The organism is Commensalibacter sp. M0355, from assembly GCF_016101365.1.
Lineage (GTDB): Bacteria > Pseudomonadota > Alphaproteobacteria > Acetobacterales > Acetobacteraceae > Commensalibacter > Commensalibacter melissae.
This window is the reverse complement of sequence record NZ_JACFQQ010000001.1, coordinates 137,283-154,514: the sequence shown is the minus strand read 5'-3', so window position 1 is coordinate 154,514 and position 17,232 is coordinate 137,283. Positions and strand designations below refer to the sequence as shown.

General features: G+C 36.8%; 18 protein-coding genes and 2 tRNA genes. 9 read left to right on the top strand and 11 right to left on the bottom strand.

Going from position 1 to position 17,232, the window contains the following annotated elements; translation table 11 throughout:
- Positions 1-304 precede the first annotated feature (304 nt).
- A complete protein-coding gene (locus H3T44_RS00730; protein ID WP_198185271.1) occupies positions 305-967 on the top strand; it encodes a L,D-transpeptidase in 663 nt (220 codons plus the stop codon).
- A gap of 23 nt (positions 968-990) precedes the next feature.
- Here H3T44_RS00730 and H3T44_RS00725 read toward each other — a convergent pair.
- From H3T44_RS00725 to gpt, 4 genes are all read right to left on the bottom strand, one after another.
- A tRNA-Arg gene (locus H3T44_RS00725) sits at positions 991-1,064 on the bottom strand.
- An 11-nt stretch (positions 1,065-1,075) separates the two neighbouring features.
- On the bottom strand, positions 1,076-1,384 hold the full coding sequence (locus tag H3T44_RS00720) for an NADH dehydrogenase ubiquinone Fe-S protein 4 (RefSeq protein ID WP_122123665.1): 309 nt from the start codon (positions 1,382-1,384) through the stop codon (positions 1,076-1,078).
- A 59-nt stretch (positions 1,385-1,443) separates the two neighbouring features.
- Positions 1,444-1,521 (bottom strand) — tRNA-Pro (locus H3T44_RS00715).
- 67 nt (positions 1,522-1,588) lie between these two features.
- A complete protein-coding gene (gene gpt / locus H3T44_RS00710) occupies positions 1,589-2,062 on the bottom strand; it encodes a xanthine phosphoribosyltransferase (protein WP_110438092.1) in 474 nt (157 codons plus the stop codon).
- A gap of 467 nt (positions 2,063-2,529) precedes the next feature.
- Between gpt and H3T44_RS00705 the strand changes: the two genes are divergently transcribed.
- Complete coding sequence (locus H3T44_RS00705) at positions 2,530-3,138, top strand: hypothetical protein (protein WP_162988587.1); 609 nt, start codon at positions 2,530-2,532, stop codon at positions 3,136-3,138.
- The gene (locus H3T44_RS00700) at positions 3,138-3,536 is read left to right on the top strand and encodes a hypothetical protein (RefSeq protein ID WP_122123663.1); all 399 of its coding nucleotides are present in this window, start codon (positions 3,138-3,140) and stop codon (positions 3,534-3,536) included. Before H3T44_RS00705 ends, H3T44_RS00700 begins: the two co-directional genes overlap by 1 nt.
- Positions 3,537-3,539: 3 nt before the next feature.
- Here the strand turns inward: H3T44_RS00700 and H3T44_RS00695 are convergent, their stop codons facing one another.
- From H3T44_RS00695 to H3T44_RS00680, 4 genes are all read right to left on the bottom strand, one after another.
- Positions 3,540-3,911 (bottom strand): DUF1499 domain-containing protein, encoded by a 372-nt coding sequence (locus tag H3T44_RS00695; protein WP_198195575.1) that lies wholly within the window; start codon positions 3,909-3,911, stop codon positions 3,540-3,542.
- A gap of 65 nt (positions 3,912-3,976) precedes the next feature.
- A complete protein-coding gene (locus H3T44_RS00690) occupies positions 3,977-4,393 on the bottom strand; it encodes an outer membrane protein assembly factor BamE (RefSeq protein ID WP_198195574.1) in 417 nt (138 codons plus the stop codon).
- Positions 4,394-4,439: 46 nt separating this feature from the next.
- Positions 4,440-4,871, bottom strand: a complete 432-nt coding sequence (locus H3T44_RS00685; protein ID WP_198195572.1) for a hypothetical protein — start codon at positions 4,869-4,871, stop codon at positions 4,440-4,442.
- A gap of 2 nt (positions 4,872-4,873) precedes the next feature.
- Positions 4,874-5,371, bottom strand: coding sequence for a hypothetical protein (locus H3T44_RS00680; RefSeq protein WP_198195571.1), 498 nt, complete (start codon positions 5,369-5,371; stop codon positions 4,874-4,876).
- Between the two features lie 304 nt (positions 5,372-5,675).
- Here H3T44_RS00680 and H3T44_RS00675 point away from each other — a divergent pair, with 304 nt between their 5' ends.
- The 4 genes from H3T44_RS00675 to H3T44_RS00660 are packed head-to-tail and all read left to right on the top strand — an operon-like array spanning position 5,676 to position 9,941.
- A complete protein-coding gene (locus H3T44_RS00675; protein WP_198195570.1) occupies positions 5,676-7,394 on the top strand; it encodes a serine protease in 1,719 nt (572 codons plus the stop codon).
- The gene (locus H3T44_RS00670) at positions 7,391-8,143 is read left to right on the top strand and encodes a hypothetical protein (RefSeq protein ID WP_198195569.1); all 753 of its coding nucleotides are present in this window, start codon (positions 7,391-7,393) and stop codon (positions 8,141-8,143) included. Before H3T44_RS00675 ends, H3T44_RS00670 begins: the two co-directional genes overlap by 4 nt.
- A gap of 5 nt (positions 8,144-8,148) precedes the next feature.
- Positions 8,149-9,411 (top strand): hypothetical protein, encoded by a 1,263-nt coding sequence (locus H3T44_RS00665; protein ID WP_198195568.1) that lies wholly within the window; start codon positions 8,149-8,151, stop codon positions 9,409-9,411.
- A 5-nt stretch (positions 9,412-9,416) separates the two neighbouring features.
- The gene (locus H3T44_RS00660) at positions 9,417-9,941 is read left to right on the top strand and encodes a hypothetical protein (RefSeq protein WP_198195567.1); all 525 of its coding nucleotides are present in this window, start codon (positions 9,417-9,419) and stop codon (positions 9,939-9,941) included.
- 58 nt (positions 9,942-9,999) lie between these two features.
- Here the strand turns inward: H3T44_RS00660 and H3T44_RS00655 are convergent, their stop codons facing one another.
- Positions 10,000-11,097, bottom strand: a complete 1,098-nt coding sequence (locus H3T44_RS00655) for a branched-chain amino acid aminotransferase (protein WP_198195566.1) — start codon at positions 11,095-11,097, stop codon at positions 10,000-10,002.
- 230 nt (positions 11,098-11,327) lie between these two features.
- Between H3T44_RS00655 and gabD the strand changes: the two genes are divergently transcribed.
- On the top strand, positions 11,328-12,794 hold the full coding sequence (gene gabD / locus H3T44_RS00650; RefSeq protein ID WP_198195565.1) for an NADP-dependent succinate-semialdehyde dehydrogenase: 1,467 nt from the start codon (positions 11,328-11,330) through the stop codon (positions 12,792-12,794).
- 62 nt (positions 12,795-12,856) lie between these two features.
- Here gabD and H3T44_RS00645 read toward each other — a convergent pair whose 3' ends face one another.
- Both H3T44_RS00645 and H3T44_RS00640 read right to left on the bottom strand, forming a co-directional pair.
- The gene (locus tag H3T44_RS00645) at positions 12,857-13,840 is read right to left on the bottom strand and encodes an MYG1 family protein (RefSeq protein WP_155565528.1); all 984 of its coding nucleotides are present in this window, start codon (positions 13,838-13,840) and stop codon (positions 12,857-12,859) included.
- A 152-nt stretch (positions 13,841-13,992) separates the two neighbouring features.
- Positions 13,993-16,242, bottom strand: coding sequence for a primosomal protein N' (locus tag H3T44_RS00640; RefSeq protein WP_232347465.1), 2,250 nt, complete (start codon positions 16,240-16,242; stop codon positions 13,993-13,995).
- Between the two features lie 153 nt (positions 16,243-16,395).
- On the opposite strand from H3T44_RS00640, the gene thiD reads away from it, so the two are divergent.
- Entirely contained in the window at positions 16,396-17,196 is an 801-nt protein-coding gene (gene thiD, locus H3T44_RS00635) for a bifunctional hydroxymethylpyrimidine kinase/phosphomethylpyrimidine kinase (protein ID WP_198195564.1), read from the top strand.
- Positions 17,197-17,232: the final 36 nt, after the last annotated feature.

Sequence of the window (17,232 nt, the reverse complement as noted above, 5' to 3'; positions counted from 1 at the left end):
TTTAATCGGAGATGGTTAGCTTTACCTTAGGGAAATAATTGAAAATATTACATATTATTTGAGATATTGATTGAAAGTGGCAGCTTAATGAATCGTATATTTGGTGATACGTTATTATTGTATTTTTATAGTAAAAATTGTTTTCGATTCTGTTTGAGAATATGGTGTTCATCAAAAATGGATATTGAATAATTTGTTTAATTTATTTTCAAAAAAAATCATTCCATTAATAGGTTGTTTATTTTTTTCAAGTTGTAATCATTCACAAAAATCAATTTTGTATCACTGGCAAAAAAAACAGCAAATGATCGTTGTTATAACTGATGGATGGTATAGTAATAGGGGAAAGTTATACAAATTTGAATATTTGCATTCAAAATGGCACAAAAAAGGAAATGGTGTTTCGGTATCTCTAGGTAGTCAAGGATTGGCTTGGGGCAGGGGATTGCATCCATTTATCCAAGAAGGTCTTTACAAAAAAGAGGGTGATAAGCGCAGTCCTGTTGGAATATTCAAAATAGGTTTTGCATTTGGTTATAGGAATAATCTTTCTATAAATTATCCTTACCATGTCATGACACAATATGACTACTGTATTGATGATCCTACATCGTCTCAATATAATCAAATTATTGATAAACAAATTTTTTCTTTAAAAGAAAAATTTATTTTGTCTGAACCTATGCGTAGGGATATTCATTTTAAAGGGGACCAACTTTATAAATTAGGTTTTGTTATTGAACATAATGAGAAGAATATTCCTCATTATGGAAGCTGTATCTTTGCACATTTAAGAAAAAATGCGAATGCGGTGACTTCAGGTTGTACAGCAATGGATGAAAAGGATATGACACAAATTCTTAGATGGCTTGATCCTGATTATCATCCAATTTATGTATTATTACCTAAAGTTGTTTATCATCAGAAACAACAGGTTTGGAATTTGCCATCTATAAAAAATGATTAAGCAGTTTTGCGAAAAATTGGAAATGCGCCCTGCTGGATTCGAACCAGCGGCCCACAGCTTAGAAGGCTGTTGCTCTATCCAGCTGAGCTAAGGGCGCAAAAAATAATTTCAATGAGTCCAGTTCATTTTCCGATTGTTGTGAAAATTATCTTCATAATTTTTGACAACATAATGATGACTACCTGGTTCTTCCAAATCATAAGCAATTGAATTTTTTTCTGCATATTGAATTGCTTGATCTTTTGTAGGGAAACTGAGTTTTACTTCAGTTTGTGTCTCACTACATCCTACCCATCCAGTTAAGGAATCGTGTGATCGAGGGGAGGATTGTCCATAATCAAGAATCCATCTATGACTGCGAATTTTACCAGATTGTGTAGCCTTTTGAGGGCATTTATAAATTCGCGCCCGTGTCATGAAAACCTCTTTTGCTTATTAAAAAATACCCAAGGATTTTAACCCAAGGTCTTTATTAATGGTCGGGGAGCCCGGATTCGAACCGGGGGCCTCTTGTACCCAAAACAAGCGCGCTAGCCAGGCTGCGCCACACCCCGAATGGCCCTATAGCTATCCTGTTCTGCGCTATAAGGCAAGTTATTTTTTTATAAAATATGCTTTTTTTTATTTTTTTTGGGATTTGATAAGAGGGGGTGCAAAGGCGGGGGCCATATCCCATGGGAACAGGATCCACATATCCTGTTGAACTTCCATGATAAATTGGTCAGTATATTCCTTGCCGGCAGGTTTGGCATAAAGGCAGGCAAAATAAGCTTTTGGTAACAACTTACGAATAGCTTTGGCAGTAATTCCCGAATCAACGAGGTCGTCAATAATTAGAAAACCATTACCATCTTCGGTAATGGAGGGATTTTTAATGATATTTAATTCACCTCTTTTTTCCTCATCATAAGTGACAACTGATATTGTATCAATCAAACGAAGTTCCAATTCACGTGCAATAATTCCCGCGGGAATTAACCCACCACGGGTTATCGCGATAATTCCTCTGAAATTAAAATTGCTCAAGCGTTCAGATAATATACGGGCATCTTTGTGTAATTGATCCCAGGAAACGGTCATATATTTGGTAGCCATTAAAATAAAGAACCTCCATTTGGAATTGAGTAATCTGGCCGAATAGGAATGTAATAACTTTTGGAATCAGGCATAAAAAGCACTATCGTGTCGAATGCATTTTATCCCTGATTGTTGAAAGGTAAATTAATAATGGCACAAACATGTTTTTCCAAGAGGGATTCTGGCAAAAGAGTGGGTTAATTAAGTAAAAAAGTATTTTTGGAACCAATGATTGAATCAAAATCAATTTTTAAAAGAAAACTTCCCTGCTTATTGTTAGGAGTTATCCTTGGTTAAACGGTAAAGAATTTATAACGAAACGATCCAAACAAATATATCTTGTTTATTTTAATATGGGAAAATATTAATGTAGAATGAAACTGTATATTTTATTATTACAATATTTGTTACAGATATTAACTATAGGCTTTTAAATATTGGAAATTCGTTTCAAGATTTCAGAAGTCAAGACGGATTATGTGAATATGAATAAGAAAAACCTAATTTCTTATTGTCTAGACAGTTTGGTTGTCATCTTAATTTTTTTAAGTGCATGTTCAGCTTCTGATACACCTCCTCAAAATAGTATGAGGTTAACTTCAGACAGGGTCGCTCGTTTTTCGATGCAAAGCAGGGATTTCGATATAACTGATAGATCAGAGCTTATGCGTGCTGTAATGAATGTTGTCCAAGATCAGCATTATGTTATAAGAGAGGTGAATGCGGGGGTTGGCACCTTATATGCAGACCAGACATATGATATTGGTCAGCCTTTGAGTTTTTTTGGAATTCCGATCACTCATTTTCATCAAAAACCGTGGGCGGGTGGAAATTTGGCAATTCAGCTGGGACCGTTTGAACTGGCTGGTGGACAAAATAGTTTATATGTTGCCAAGAAAAACAGTTCTGTTTCTGTTGTGCTTTTACCTTTGGAAAATAATAAAAAAGGGTTTCAAATTCATGTTTCAATTGAAATGCGTGATTTTTACAATGACGGACATGTCGGTGAAATCTGGTTAGTCCGGGATCCAAAAATTTATCAGAATTTCTTTGAAGCTTTGTCAAAAGCAATTTATTTACAGGCTCAATCCTAATGAAAATTTTTCATTTATTTTCTGTGGTCGTGGTTTTATTGTTGGCAGGATGTAATGGGAATTCCATACCAACAAGCCTGAGATTAACTGATTTACCGACAGGTCAGCTTCGTAATATGCAAATGCGGCAATTTGATCAGTCAGATATAAATAGGGTTAATCAAGCCGTAATTAAAACACTGGTCAGTCTGGATTTTCAAATTGTCAGGGTGGATGATCTAAGCCATCTGATTGAAGTCATACGTCTGGAAAACGGACATATCATGCAGGCAAATATAATATCAATGGTGAACCATGGTACGACAGTTCGTATAGCTTTGCGCTACAATCAATATCCTGTAACGTCACCCCAAGTTTATCAGGAATTTTTTGATACGTTGTCACGTAATTTATCCTGATCTCTAATAAATGGCGTTGGTGTTCAAGAATGTGGCTTGAGATAACTGATTGAAAAAATTTTGATAGAATTCAGGGTTTTTGTTCAATGGCAAGTTATTCATACGAGCCGTAGCCCTGACGATAATATGATCTTTATTGGGTTGTGTCGTAACGGTAATTTCAATTATGTCATCTGTAAAATGGGTTGCCGTGACAAAACCGATTTGATCATTTGATCTCACAATGATATATCCCATGTCTTGCAGCGTAGATGAAATGGCCTGGATCATTTTTTGCTGATCCGTAGTTTCAAATGATCGACTCTGAACAGCCCTTAGTGCAAGAGTCTGTTGCGGTTTTGCTAAAACAGTTTGAAGCGGATTTAATAAAACCATGATCCCAATGAAGATTTGGCCCCAAAGGGATATAGAAATATATATACGAGAAAGTGTTTGCATTCCTAGAAATTGCTATATCTATAAGAATAATCTCTAACTTTTTGATTATGGTCAAATTTAACAATCAAGGTGAGTGTTCGTTGTGACGTGCTGGATGTATTGGCTTTGTTTCCCAACCCGAGGATAACAATGGTTGCCCATCCTCCAGAACTGGAATGTGTACGCATGGTTGAAATTCGATCATACACCCATACTTCCTGATGTTGATCATCGGAAGTTACAATATTGGGTGGCCCAAAAATTTCAATAACCGAGGCATTACTCATACCTTTATGAAGTTGGCTTTCAATGGTTCCAAGAGTCAGATGGGCATCTGTATTTTGAGCCGTCTGAGCATCTTGGGCCTGTTTTGATGCTGATTCACAACCAGCCATGAGTAAAACTGTGGTGGGAATAATCACATATTTGAGAAAGCGCATGATGTTTGTCCATTATTAAATAGAGAAGCCATTATTTACAGTAAGGTTAAAATGGATGGTTTTGCAAGAATAGTGACCGGGATAGTGGTTCAAAAAAATTCTTTTGATAAAAAACAGGGTCTGCTATATTTTCATATCCGGTTGAGGAAGCGCTGAAATTATTGTAAATTTGTCCATTGACTCTTACAGCAAATTCATTTCTATCAATGGAATATGTCATTACACTTAATATTATATTGCTGTTTTGTTGTGCCGTTACCTCGGAACTGTCCAAATTGACTTTTACAATATTAAAACCTTGATCCTGCAGTGTTGTAATAATGGTTTTCAACAAAATATCTCGATTAGGTGCCTCGAATGTACGCGTTTCATTTACACGTTTTTGAGTGGCGGGAAGCACAGATTCATTATTGTTTGAACAAGCTGTCAGTGAGAAACATGACAACCCTAATATGCAAAGAAAAAATTTAAGTGTCATTTTCATCGAGATGTGTAATTTTGATGAAGGGATAGTGAATAGGAAAAGGCATCAAAAAACTGTTGATATGTTACAGGGGATCGAATGATTTCAGATTGTCTTGGAGGACCACCGTTTAAATTTGCACCTTCTTCACCATTATAAAGTGGATAGGCACTTAAGGATAGGCGTGCAATGATTGTATGAACAGAATCATTTTTTGAACTTAAAGTTAAAGTTGCCAAAATAACCTGATTTAAATCAGGGTGAGTCTGGTTGGCTGCGACAAGCCCCATGGCAGGTGAAGTTTCTGTAATAATAAATCCAAGATCCTGAAAGGTAGACAAAGCAATTTGATAGGCTTGAGAAGAAGATAAATTCGGGAATTCCCTTGTCTGTAAAGTCCGAATTTCCATTGTTGTCAAAGATTTGTCATTTTTTGCATGAACAGATAAGGGGATTAATGCCAATGTAATTCCGATAATGATATTCAAATTCAAATAATTTTTGATAGTTAGCATTGGTGTATCCGATTTGGAAAATCATTCCGTTATTTTTTTACATACGAAATTATTATAATATAATTTGGTAAAAAGGTTTATTTAAAAATCTCAATTTGATTTTTTCAATTATCTTAAATTATTTTTTGTTTTTTGTCTTTAAAAATGAATAGTTTTGGCAAGTTTTGCCTGATTTTATTTTATTGATAATTACTTGTTATACGGGACTCAAAGCTTGGCTTTGCTATGCCATACTTGGCAAGAATATAACATTGGATTACTATCATTAAGTTTAAAAGCTATTTCATAAAATTTGCGAGCAAATATGACATTATTTCTTCTTGACAAACAGAATCTAAAAAAATCAGAAATAATGACTATAAATGATCAAATTATTTATGAAAAATACGATTTGATCATCAAAATTTTTTCTCAGTATTGTCCAGATATACAATTGGCTGAACCTGTTGTTACAGAAAATCAAAATAAAGATACGTTATTGATTTCCTGGTATGTGGATACCTTTGAAGAGCCAAAAATAATAACTGGGCCGCAAAAGCAGCAAATTTATCAGAAAATGGCTATTTCATTTAAAAATTTGTTTGAAAATATATCCAGGGACAGTTCGAGCGGAAAAATTGTTGAAGCTGTTTTACATATTACGGATTTTAGGGATATTCTTATAAGCGGGGATAAGATAATTATTAAGAATTGGGGAGCAAATTCTTTTCAGGACAATAAAAAATCAGGAATATATTTACCATCATTGTTTCAATTTTCATCTGAGCCCAAACCTGCAAAAGACGCTATTTCACATTTCTCTGATGAAAAAAAGGTAAATGGACAAATAAAGTCATCTATTAAATCACGAGAAAATTCTACGGTAAATCCTAAAATATCATTACGTTTTCGGTTTTTGACAAATTTCAATAATCAATTTGTTTTATCTCGATTAATAGCGGCGATTTTGTTTTTTTTTATAGGTTTATTGTTGGGTTGGCGAATAATTTTTGCTGAACATCCAATCAAAATTAATGGAATTACAGTTCGGGAAGCTCATAATCTTGTTAAACAATATCCGCAAATAGAGAAATCCAATCATGATCTGGAAACAGAAATTAAGATTTTGAAGGATAGGTTAAAAAATCCACCCTGTAACATAAGGGAATCTCGTGCAGATCCATCATTAAATAAAAGTTTAGAACATCCATTTACACCAATGACTTCAACCGGAAAAATTTTTGAAGGTAGTTTACCGGAACTGCTTGAAAAAAGTACTGTTTTTATAATGGTGTTAAAGGACGATGATGTATCTGCCGCTTCGGGTACAGGATTTTTCGTTACATCCGACACAATCGTGACTAATCGACATGTGGTTGAAAATGCCAAGAACAATTCTGTAATGGTTACCAATAAGTCCTTGGGACAGTTGAAACTTGCTCATGTTGTTTCTGTAAGTCAGACTACAGAAAATGGAGGACTGGACCTGGCAATTCTTAAGGTTGAAAATGCGCCACCGCAACAACCTCTGAGTTTTTCATTAGATGCACGACCCTTACAGGATGTTGTCGCTGCAGGTTATCCGGGAATCATGATAAGCCAGGATGATGCGATGCAAAGGCTGATGAAGGGTGATCTACAAGCAATTCCTGGTGTTATATTGACCAAGGGACAGATTAACGGAATTCAAAATAATCACAATGGAGAAAAAATAATGCCTCATAGCGCAATGGTTTCTCCGGGTAATTCTGGAGGTCCACTGGTTGATCTTTGTGGAAGGGTAGTTGGAGTAAACACGTTTGTAACGATGGATCAGTATACATCCTCCCATGGTAATTATGCCCAAAAATCCGACATGATTGTTAGAGTCTTACAATCCTCAAATCTTCCTATCCAGGTTCAATTGGGAGCTTGCCAGCCTGAACCGGTTGTAAAGCAAGACCAATCGGCTGACAAGCCCGCATCTAAAACTGATAAATCCGAGCAAAATAATAATCAATCATCTTCTGATCCTATTGAATCTAAAAAGGATAATTCAAAATGAAACTACAATTTATTCCAGGAAGACCGATTGTTACAACCAATTTCAATAAGGCAAAACCCCTTGGAATGAATGGTCAGTTGATATTGGAAAACTGGCATATTCTGTATGACCTCTTGAAGAAGAATGTCGGTCCTGAATGTGCCGCTTTATTGCTTGAACCTCAATTGGATCGGGGACGAGGAGAGGTTGATTGGTATTTGCCTGTCGACAGCCAAAATCTCCCTGTCAAACATTTATCAAAAGAGGAGAATTTAAAAGAGGCGTATGATTATATCGAAAAAGGGAAAAAATACGCTCAATGTTTGATAAACTCTCCAGATTCATTGCAAAAGCAAAGAGGCAAGCTTCTTTTGGATGCATTACAATTTCCCAATGACGAATTCATAATCGCAACCCCTCATGGACCAGCCATATTGGAATGGGGACATGAATCAAATCAGCCTTATTCAAAAAAGGAAGTTTTGTCCGCCAAGGGAAAGGAGAGGAATATGAAAGTTATGACAATTCTTTCTCCTCCAGTTTCACCATTTAATAATCGCATTGAGAACAAAAATTTTTGGCCATGGATAACAAGTGGTCTCATTTTACTATTATTAATGATATTGCCATGGTGGAAAGGAATCATATCAATAAATTATTGTCGTTATTATTGGCTTTTACCTTTGGTGTTGTTTTTTTTGACATTGCTTGTTGTTGGCGTGATACTAAAAAAACAAAATGATCTTCATTCTTTGGTCAATAAGGAATGAACCTGATGGTTTTGGTATTAAGTCGACAAAAAATCAATCGGTTAAAACCTCTTTTTAATCGACAGCAGAATTTTTATCATCAGATATATAATGAAATATTAACCTATAGTGATGCGGATCACGCAAGAATTTTTGCTCAGCCAGAATTCAATAACGATATCGTTCGTTGGAATGCGGAGGGACAAACAAGTTTTTCATGGAAAGAACTTGATCAAAATCAGCAGCAAAAATTATTACAGGCAACACGTTCAATTTTGCTGGATATTGAGGAATTAACTCAACATTATCCTGGTCTCACGCTTTCAAGATTTTTCAATCAATGCCGTCAATTTCCTGGCTTGGATTTTTTGTATGCCGTTGATGGAAAACCTGTAATCACTGCATGGGGTTTTTCATGTGACCAGAAAACCTATGATCCATTGATGGGTGTTGTGAGAAAAAAGAGAAATCATTTGTTTTTTTGGAACAGATTTCCTTGGATTACAGCATTGAGTGCTTTTGCATTAGGTTTATTGACGTCAATATTTTGGACGGATGAAGATTTAAATGGAAAAAAATGTGAAATCATTTATCCTTCGGAAAATAAAGTCAGGCATGTAATGAATGACAAAAAACGTCAGGATCAATTGGCGGATGAACGAAATAAGTTGCTTGAACAGTGGAATATTTTACAAAATCAATGTCGAATTCCTTCGGTAAAACCCTTGGTACCTATTGATCCAACAAAAATTGACCCTTTACCACCTCCTGAACAATTACCTGAAATACCATCCCTGAAAGATAATTCGAATTTACCTGATATAGACACTTTGCAGAAAAAAAATGTTCCAAAACCTCCCGTAAATTCAACTGTTCCATCAAAAACAGATGATAAATCCAATAACAATGTTGATCTTCCAAAGGAATCATGGAACAAGAAAGACACGACAATGTTAAAGGGATGTTGGCATTTGACAACACATCTAGAATTATATACGCACGGTTTATTTTTCAATTCTCATCAACCTGTAACAAACTGGTCCTTGTGTTTTAATCCGAACGCGGCGGGTCATCAGGTTTTAACAAGGCGTGATGGTGGGACATGTCAGGGACCTTTATATGCCGGGTTTCAGGGCGAACAGCTTGTACTGAATCAACCAGAGGACTGTCAGGGGGATTTTCATCTTATCAGTGGTAAAAATGTTTGTACAAGATTGAATGATCGCGAAGCAAGATGTACATATATAGACGCAAATGGTCATCAGTCCACAGGTATATTTAAACGATAATCAAGATGATGTTTCGTAATTATTTATTTCTAGTTTACAGTTTATTTTTATTTTGCTTGCAAGTGAATGCTGCGGAACAAACATATTATCTGGATGGACATGAAGGAAATTGGACAGCGTTTCATTATTCACATATGAAACAGCAAATTAATTCATGTCATGTTCTTTCAAATGATCTGGTTCTTGGGTTTGAAAGGGATGCAAATAATGTTGGTTTGATTTTATGGGATTCAAAAGGTAAGCAAATTCCGGGTAGAAATAAAAATATAGCCTTGACAATTAATAAGGAACATTTTTTGTTCACGATGAAAGCGATGGATAAAAATATGTTGATGAATCGTTTGAATTTAAAGGATTTCAACTATTTGTTGCAAAAATTATCCTATGCAGATTTGGTTGTTGTTGAATATGGTCAACAACCCGTAAATATTGTTGATTTGCTTGGATTGCCATCCATGTTAAGTAAGTTTAATTATTGTATAAGCCAGGCTAAATTCGGATTTTCAGAATACGAAAACCATTTTCCCTAAAATATATATCTATTTAGTTTGGAAAATGGTTATTAAAGATAAGAAAAATAAAAAGTTTTTATTTTACTATTTTTACCCATTGATAGGGATCAATGACATTTCCGAATTGAATGTCAATCAAACTTTTACGAAGGTCTTGGGTAATTTTTCCTGATTTACCTTCATTTATGATATATTCGCCTTTTGAATTTTTTATTTTTCCAATAGGCGTAATGACAGCGGCAGTGCCACAGGCAAAGATTTCAGAGATTTTTTTTGATTGTATATCGTCAATCAATTGATGGATTGAATATTTTTCCTGTTTAACGGTCAGTCCCTTATCTTTTGCTAAGGTAATAAGAGAATCACGGGTTACTCCAGGTAGAATGGTTCCACTTAAGGGGGGGGTTAATAAAGTTCCATCTTTGAATACAAAAAAGATATTCATCCCTCCCATTTCTTCAATCCATTTATGCTCTACAGAATCAAGAAAAATAAGTTGGTCACACTGATTTTTCGTAGCTTCCTGTTGGGCGGCAAGGCTGGCGGCATAATTTCCACCACATTTAACCTCTCCAGTTCCACCGGGGGCCGCCCTTGTATAGAATTCAGAAACCCATACAGATACAGATTGCGCATCTTTGGAAAAATAGGAACCGGCTGGCGAGGCAATCAGCATAAATAGATATTCCGGGGAAGGTTTAACACCAAGATAAGGTTTGCTGGCAATCATGAAAGGACGGAGATATAGAGAACCTATCTCCTGGTCTGGGATCCAGTTCTTTTCCGCTTTAACAAATTCATTAATGGCTTGTAAATAGAGTGATTCAGGAAGTTGGGCCATGGCAAGCCTTTTGGCCGAATTGGCAAAACGTTTTGCGTTGGCTTCTGGTCTGAATAAAAGAATACGACCATCATTTGCCTTATAGGCCTTCATGCCTTCGAATATTTCTTGTGCATAATGAAAAACGCAAACGGCAGGATCCAAACTAATTGGTCCGTAAGTCTTGATTTCCGCATCATGCCATTTCTTTTCATCATTATAATGAATTACCAACATATGGTCTGTGAATTTTTGCCCAAAACCAGGTTTTTTTAAAATTGCCTCACGTTCCTTTTTTGACAGGCTGTTTGGATTTTGGGAGAATTTAATCGGAAATTGTTTTCCGGAATTCATTTTCTTATCTTTCTTTTATCTTTAGTTTTAAGTAATTTTGTTACAAAATATACAACAGCAAAATAGATTGTTATGCAAGTTGTTTTCAGTAAAATTTTAATATGGATCTATTATAAAATATAAATCAAAAACAATTCTTTGTTATGATAATGTAAATTATAACAAAACAGAATTCGCTTTGTTATAATCTCAATAACATTAATTATTCCATATGATAGAAAGCAACAGGCATGGTTCAAAAAAGTCTTGACGATTTAAAAAACAAGTCATTGTTCAAACAGCAATGTTTCATTGATGGTCAATGGTTGAATGCAGATAATGGTCAAGTAATTCAGGTTGTCAATCCTGCAACTGATGAAATTATTGGAACTGTTCCGAAAATGGGTGGTAACGAAACAAAAAAGGCTATCAATGCCGCACAAACCGCCCAGATTGCGTGGCGAAAAAAAACCGCAAAAGAGCGATCTGTCATTTTGCGTCGTTGGTATGAATTAATGGAAAAAAACAAGGATGATCTTGCATTAATTCTCACACTTGAACAGGGGAAACCCTTGGCGGAGGCTAAGGGGGAAATTCAATATGGCGCGTCTTATCTGGAATGGTTTGCCGAAGAGGCAAAAAGGGTTTATGGCGATACCATTCCCGGACACGCGGCAGATAAACGGATTTCGGTTATCAAACAACCAATTGGGGTTACGGCAGCAATTACCCCCTGGAATTTTCCCAACGCGATGATTACCCGCAAGGCTGGTCCAGCATTGGCAGTTGGATGTTCAATGGTACTTAAACCCGCAAGTATGACCCCTTACTCTGCCTTGGCCCTGGGTGTGCTTGCTGAAGAAGCTGGATTACCGCCAGGGGTTTTCAATATCATTACAGGATCCTCAGGGGAAATTGGTGGAGAGTTGACCTCAAATCCAATAGTTCGTAAACTAACCTTTACAGGATCAACAGAAATTGGCGCTCAATTAATACAGGAATCAGCCGGTACGGTAAAAAAATTATCAATGGAATTGGGGGGGAATGCACCCTTCATCGTTTTTGAAGATGCAGATATTGATGCGGCGGTGGAAGGGGCAATGATGTCCAAATACCGAAATGCGGGTCAAACTTGTGTCTGTGCAAATCGATTTTATGTTCATGATTCAGTTTATGATCAATTTATTGAAAAATTTAAACATGCCGTTACCAAGCTCAAGGTTGGCAATGGATTGAATAAAGATGTAACCATTGGCCCCTTGATTGATCGAAATGCCTTGAAAAAGGTGAAAGAACATATTGATGATGCTGTAAATAAAGGCGCAACTGTTGTCATGGGTGGTAAAGCTCTTGAAGGATGTTTTTTCGAGCCGACAATTTTATCGAATGTACCATTTAATGCACTGGTTTCGAAAGAGGAAACTTTTGGACCTTTGGCGCCTGTATATCGCTTTGAAACTGAAGAAGAAGTTATTCATCTGGCCAATGATACGGAATTTGGTTTAGCATCCTATTTTTATGCCAATGATATTTCAAGAATAACACGTGTATCAGAAGCCTTGGAATACGGGATTGTGGGAATTAATACTGGTTTGATCTCAAATGAAATGGCACCTTTTGGCGGAATAAAGGCATCAGGTCTTGGAAGGGAAGGTTCCAAATATGGTATAGATGATTATCTTGAAATCAAATATTTATGCTTGGGTATTCACCTGTAAATCAGACTAGACAAGATTAAGGATTAACACGAATTCTAATCCTTAATTATAGTTTTTATAAATTATTCCAGGGTTTTGTGCGCAAGTGCAATTGCTGCCTCTTTTGATGTGGCAACAGCTATGAACAATCCCTTGTGAACGAATTTCGCCCCTTGAATTCCTGTTTCTTTTTCTAGGTTTTCTCCTTCTAGTCCTCCCCAGCTGGCAGGAAACAATCTTCGTCGATCGTTTCCGTGCATACGGATCGGAACTGTCCCGACACGCCATTCATTTTCTGCAGGGTAAATTACCAGTTGTGTATTCCAACCATTGGCAAAAATCGGATATATATGTGGCATCCAGCGAGGCAACATCAAAATACGGTTATCGGGGCTGTTCTTGTATGCTTCTTCACAACAGCTGATGGCTCTGTTACGAGCAAATTCAATATTAAGTTGATAAATCAAAACAGTTTGAACGATTTTACTTGCCTCAAAAAAACGTTCCAGCTGGTTTGACGGGTCGTCGCAATCCCACGCAGGATTGAAAATATTTATGATTGATGAAAAATTTAATCCGTTTTCAGGTTGCATTTTTCCATTATCGATTGCATCTATGGGAATGACTAGCGCTTTTTCAATTACACTATGCGCAACACGATGTGATTTCTCATCCAGGTCAGGGGCTAGTTTTTTAATGACATCCAAGCCAAAAGCGGTCCATATAAGACCGGCAGAACTATAGGGAATAGTTCCTTCCATGTTTTTGGGTGTCTGTTTGATATCTCTTTCAGGAGCACCAATCTGGTGATGGTCAAAATAACGCTTACCATCAAAAATTCCCCCAACATCAAAAACAATATCAGCTTTTTCAATGATTTCAGGGTTACGTGTTCTTTCCAGCCGAAAGGGTCTATTTTCTAAATCCAATGCAAGAAATAAGGTTGTAAAGGCGAAAACATCGTCAATATGAAAACGTCCGTTATGTGTGACGATTAAAAGTTCCTTTGAATAATCCATCAATCCTTCTGTAAGAGAATCAGAATGAATTGTAGGGGAGTTAGGCATGGGATCTCCTGATCAGTACAAATAAATTAATAACGAAAAAACATAATAAATAAAAACATCATTGGATGCGAGCGATTAATTAGGATTTCATACAGAATATTTTATATGAATTCTAATTATGAAAATATTCAGACTATAAATCTTAATCGATTTTACAAAAACGATATTGGATCGATATCCACGGTTATTTTTACGTTTTTTTTGGGTTTAATTGGATCCAACCATTGATGTAGGATCGGCTGTATGGCGATGGATTTATGTGTTCTTAACAATAAACGCTGTCGATAACGGTTACGAAGCAGAGATAGGGGAGCTGGGGCAGGTCCCAAAACGATGACCCCATCTCTGCTGGGTGCATTTAGACCGAGTTCTTGAGCTGTTTCCAAAGCATCCTGATTTGTATCCGCACTTACGATTATGGCGGCCAATCGACCGTAAGGAGGCCAAAATCCGGCTTTACGCTCATGCGCCTCTTCGATCATGAATTGATTGAAATCACCTTTGATTAACGTCTCCATTACGGGATGATCTGTTAAAAAACTTTGAATTATAACTGTACCGGGAAATCTGGCTCGACCGGCTCTACCCCCGACCTGATGCAATAACTGTAATGTTTTTTCAGCCGCACGTAAATCTGCGCCGGTTAATCCCAAATCGGCATCTATAACTCCAACAAGAGTAAGATCAGGGAAATGCCATCCCTTGGCAACAATTTGGGTGCCGATAATAAGGTTGATTTCTTTTCGCATAATTTGGCGAACGGCTTCGGCTGTCATTTTGGGGCTGTTTAAACAGTCACTGGACATGACAAGGATTTTTGCGTCAGGAAAGGTAACTCTTGCCTCTTCGGTAATGCGTTCAATTCCAGGACCAATGGGAACCAGACTATTCTTGGTATTGCAATGGGGACATTCCAGCGGAACGGGTATAGAATAATCGCAATGATGACATACCAGTTTTCTAGTGCTGCGATGCTCAACCAACCATGCTGAACAATGTGGACATTCAAGACGGTAACCACAAGCACGGCATAAAGTTAAAGGGGCGTAACCGCGCCTGTTCAAAAAAAACAAGACCTGTTCGTTTTTGTCAAGTTTTTCCTGTGTTGCCTTTACAAGAGGTGGTGACAGGAAATGTCCTTTTTCTGGTGGATGTATTTTCATGTCAACCAGTTCGGTTCGTGGCATGATAGCCCCACCATGTCGTTTGGTTAAGGTGAGATGAAAATATTTTCCCTGATGCGCATTTATCAGGGTTTCCATTGAAGGGGTGGCGGAAACCAAAATAATAGGACACGAGGATAGTTTAGCCCTGACAATGGCCATATCCCTGGCATTATAGATAACACCTTCCTCCTGTTTGAAGGAAGATTCGTGTTCCTCGTCCACAATTATCAATCCCAGATCATAAAAAGGTAGAAATAGGGCGGATCTCGCGCCAACTAACACGAAAACTTCATTTTTTAATATAGCCATCCAGGTTTGTTTACGGTGTTTCAAACCTAGATCGGAATGCCATAGTGCAGGATTTACGCCAAAACGTTTGTAAAACCGGTTGGTCCATTGAGCTGACAAAGCGATTTCGGGCAATAAAACCAGAACTTGTTTATTCTGTTCGATGCAGGAAGCTATGGCTTGCATATAAACTTCTGTTTTTCCTGAACCGGTAATGCCTTGCAGTAAAGTAACAGAAAATTTTTTCTTATCGACTTGTTTCTTTAAAAAAGTTGTTGCTTTGGTTTGTTCTTCGGAAAGGCTAGGTTGATGAAAATTGGGATCAGGTTTTGAAAATTGCGTAAAATTGGTAAGGGGTTGTTTGAAAATGCCCCCTGATTTTTCCAGTCCATAAATAACCGAAGGTTTTATATGTAAATTTTCTGTCAATTCCCTTGTTGTATAGGCTTGATCTGGAATATTCATGAAATCCAGAATTTTCTTTCTTTTTTCGGTAATTTTCAAGTTTGTTGGCAAAGGTGAAGTTTTTATCCATCCATATTCTTTTTTTAAGGGAACGGTGAGAGTTCTGATATTACGGATTGCCATTGCCAGAACGGAACCTGATTCTGTAAAATTGTAATTTGCCATCCAATCAATGAATTGCATTAAAACTCTCGGTAGGGGCTGAATGGGTAAAATGGAAATAATTTCTTTTAATTTTCTTTTTTCTTTTTTTGGGGTGAGTGATAAAGACAAATTGCCTGATAGAACGTGATCTTGCCAGACAACCCCTATTTCCTTACGTTGATTGAGCGGTACAATAACCAGGGTACCAGGAATGATTTTTTCTATTTTTAGGTCGTGTGGAATTATATAATCAAAAGGTTCCTTGAATGGGTAAGGAAGAAGAACCGGGACTATTTTACGGTAAGATAGAGGCATATCAGATAAAATATCAGGATTCATTTGACAAACTCAATTGAAATTGAGGCAAAATCTTATTTTACGAGGATAGTATAGCATTGTTTGAAACTATATGTTCTGGATTTAAGATAAAATATATCTCTAGAATGAATTAAAACTATAATCATAAAATATTAGACATAAATTGGGATCTACATGATTAAAAATATTTTAACAATTGCTGGAACCGATCCAAGTGGAGGGGCGGGAATCCAGGCTGATATCAAAACTTTTTCCGCATTGGGAACTTATGCAATGTCAGTTATAACGGCGGTTGTTGCGCAAAATACCCAAGGGGTAAGATCTTTTCAGATTATGGATCCTAATATGGTTGCAGATCAGATCGATGCGATTTTTCAGGATATCCATGTTGACGCTGTCAAAATCGGAATGCTTGGCAATGAGCTTATTGTCAGGATTGTAGCCCAGAAACTGAGAGAATATAATGTTGCCAAGGTCGTTATTGATCCTGTCATGGTGGCAAAAAGCGGTGATCATTTGATCAATGATGCGGCAGTTAATGCATTGAAAGACGAACTATTTCCTCTTGCCACCCTTATTACCCCAAATATCCCGGAGGCATGTGTTTTATTGAATAGAGATGATCCAATAACAATGCTGGAAATGAAAGAGGAGGCACAGAAATTACTTTCATTTGGATCTCATTGGGTTTTGTTAAAAGGGGGACATCTCGAGGGATTTAACTGTTTAGATGTATTATGTAATAAGAATGAAATTTTCAATTATGAGGATGAAAGAGTGCTGACAAATAATAATCACGGTACAGGATGCACGTTGTCTTCTGCCATAACAGCCTTGATTCCCGTTATGGAAATTCCTGATGCGGTCAGAGAGGCCAAGACTTATCTAGGGCATGCACTTAAGGCTGGCAATCAGCTGCAAGTGGGTAAGGGACATGGGCCGGTCAATCATTTTTACAGAATATGGAATTTATAATAAATTATCATTTCAGTGACAGAATCGTGTTGAAAA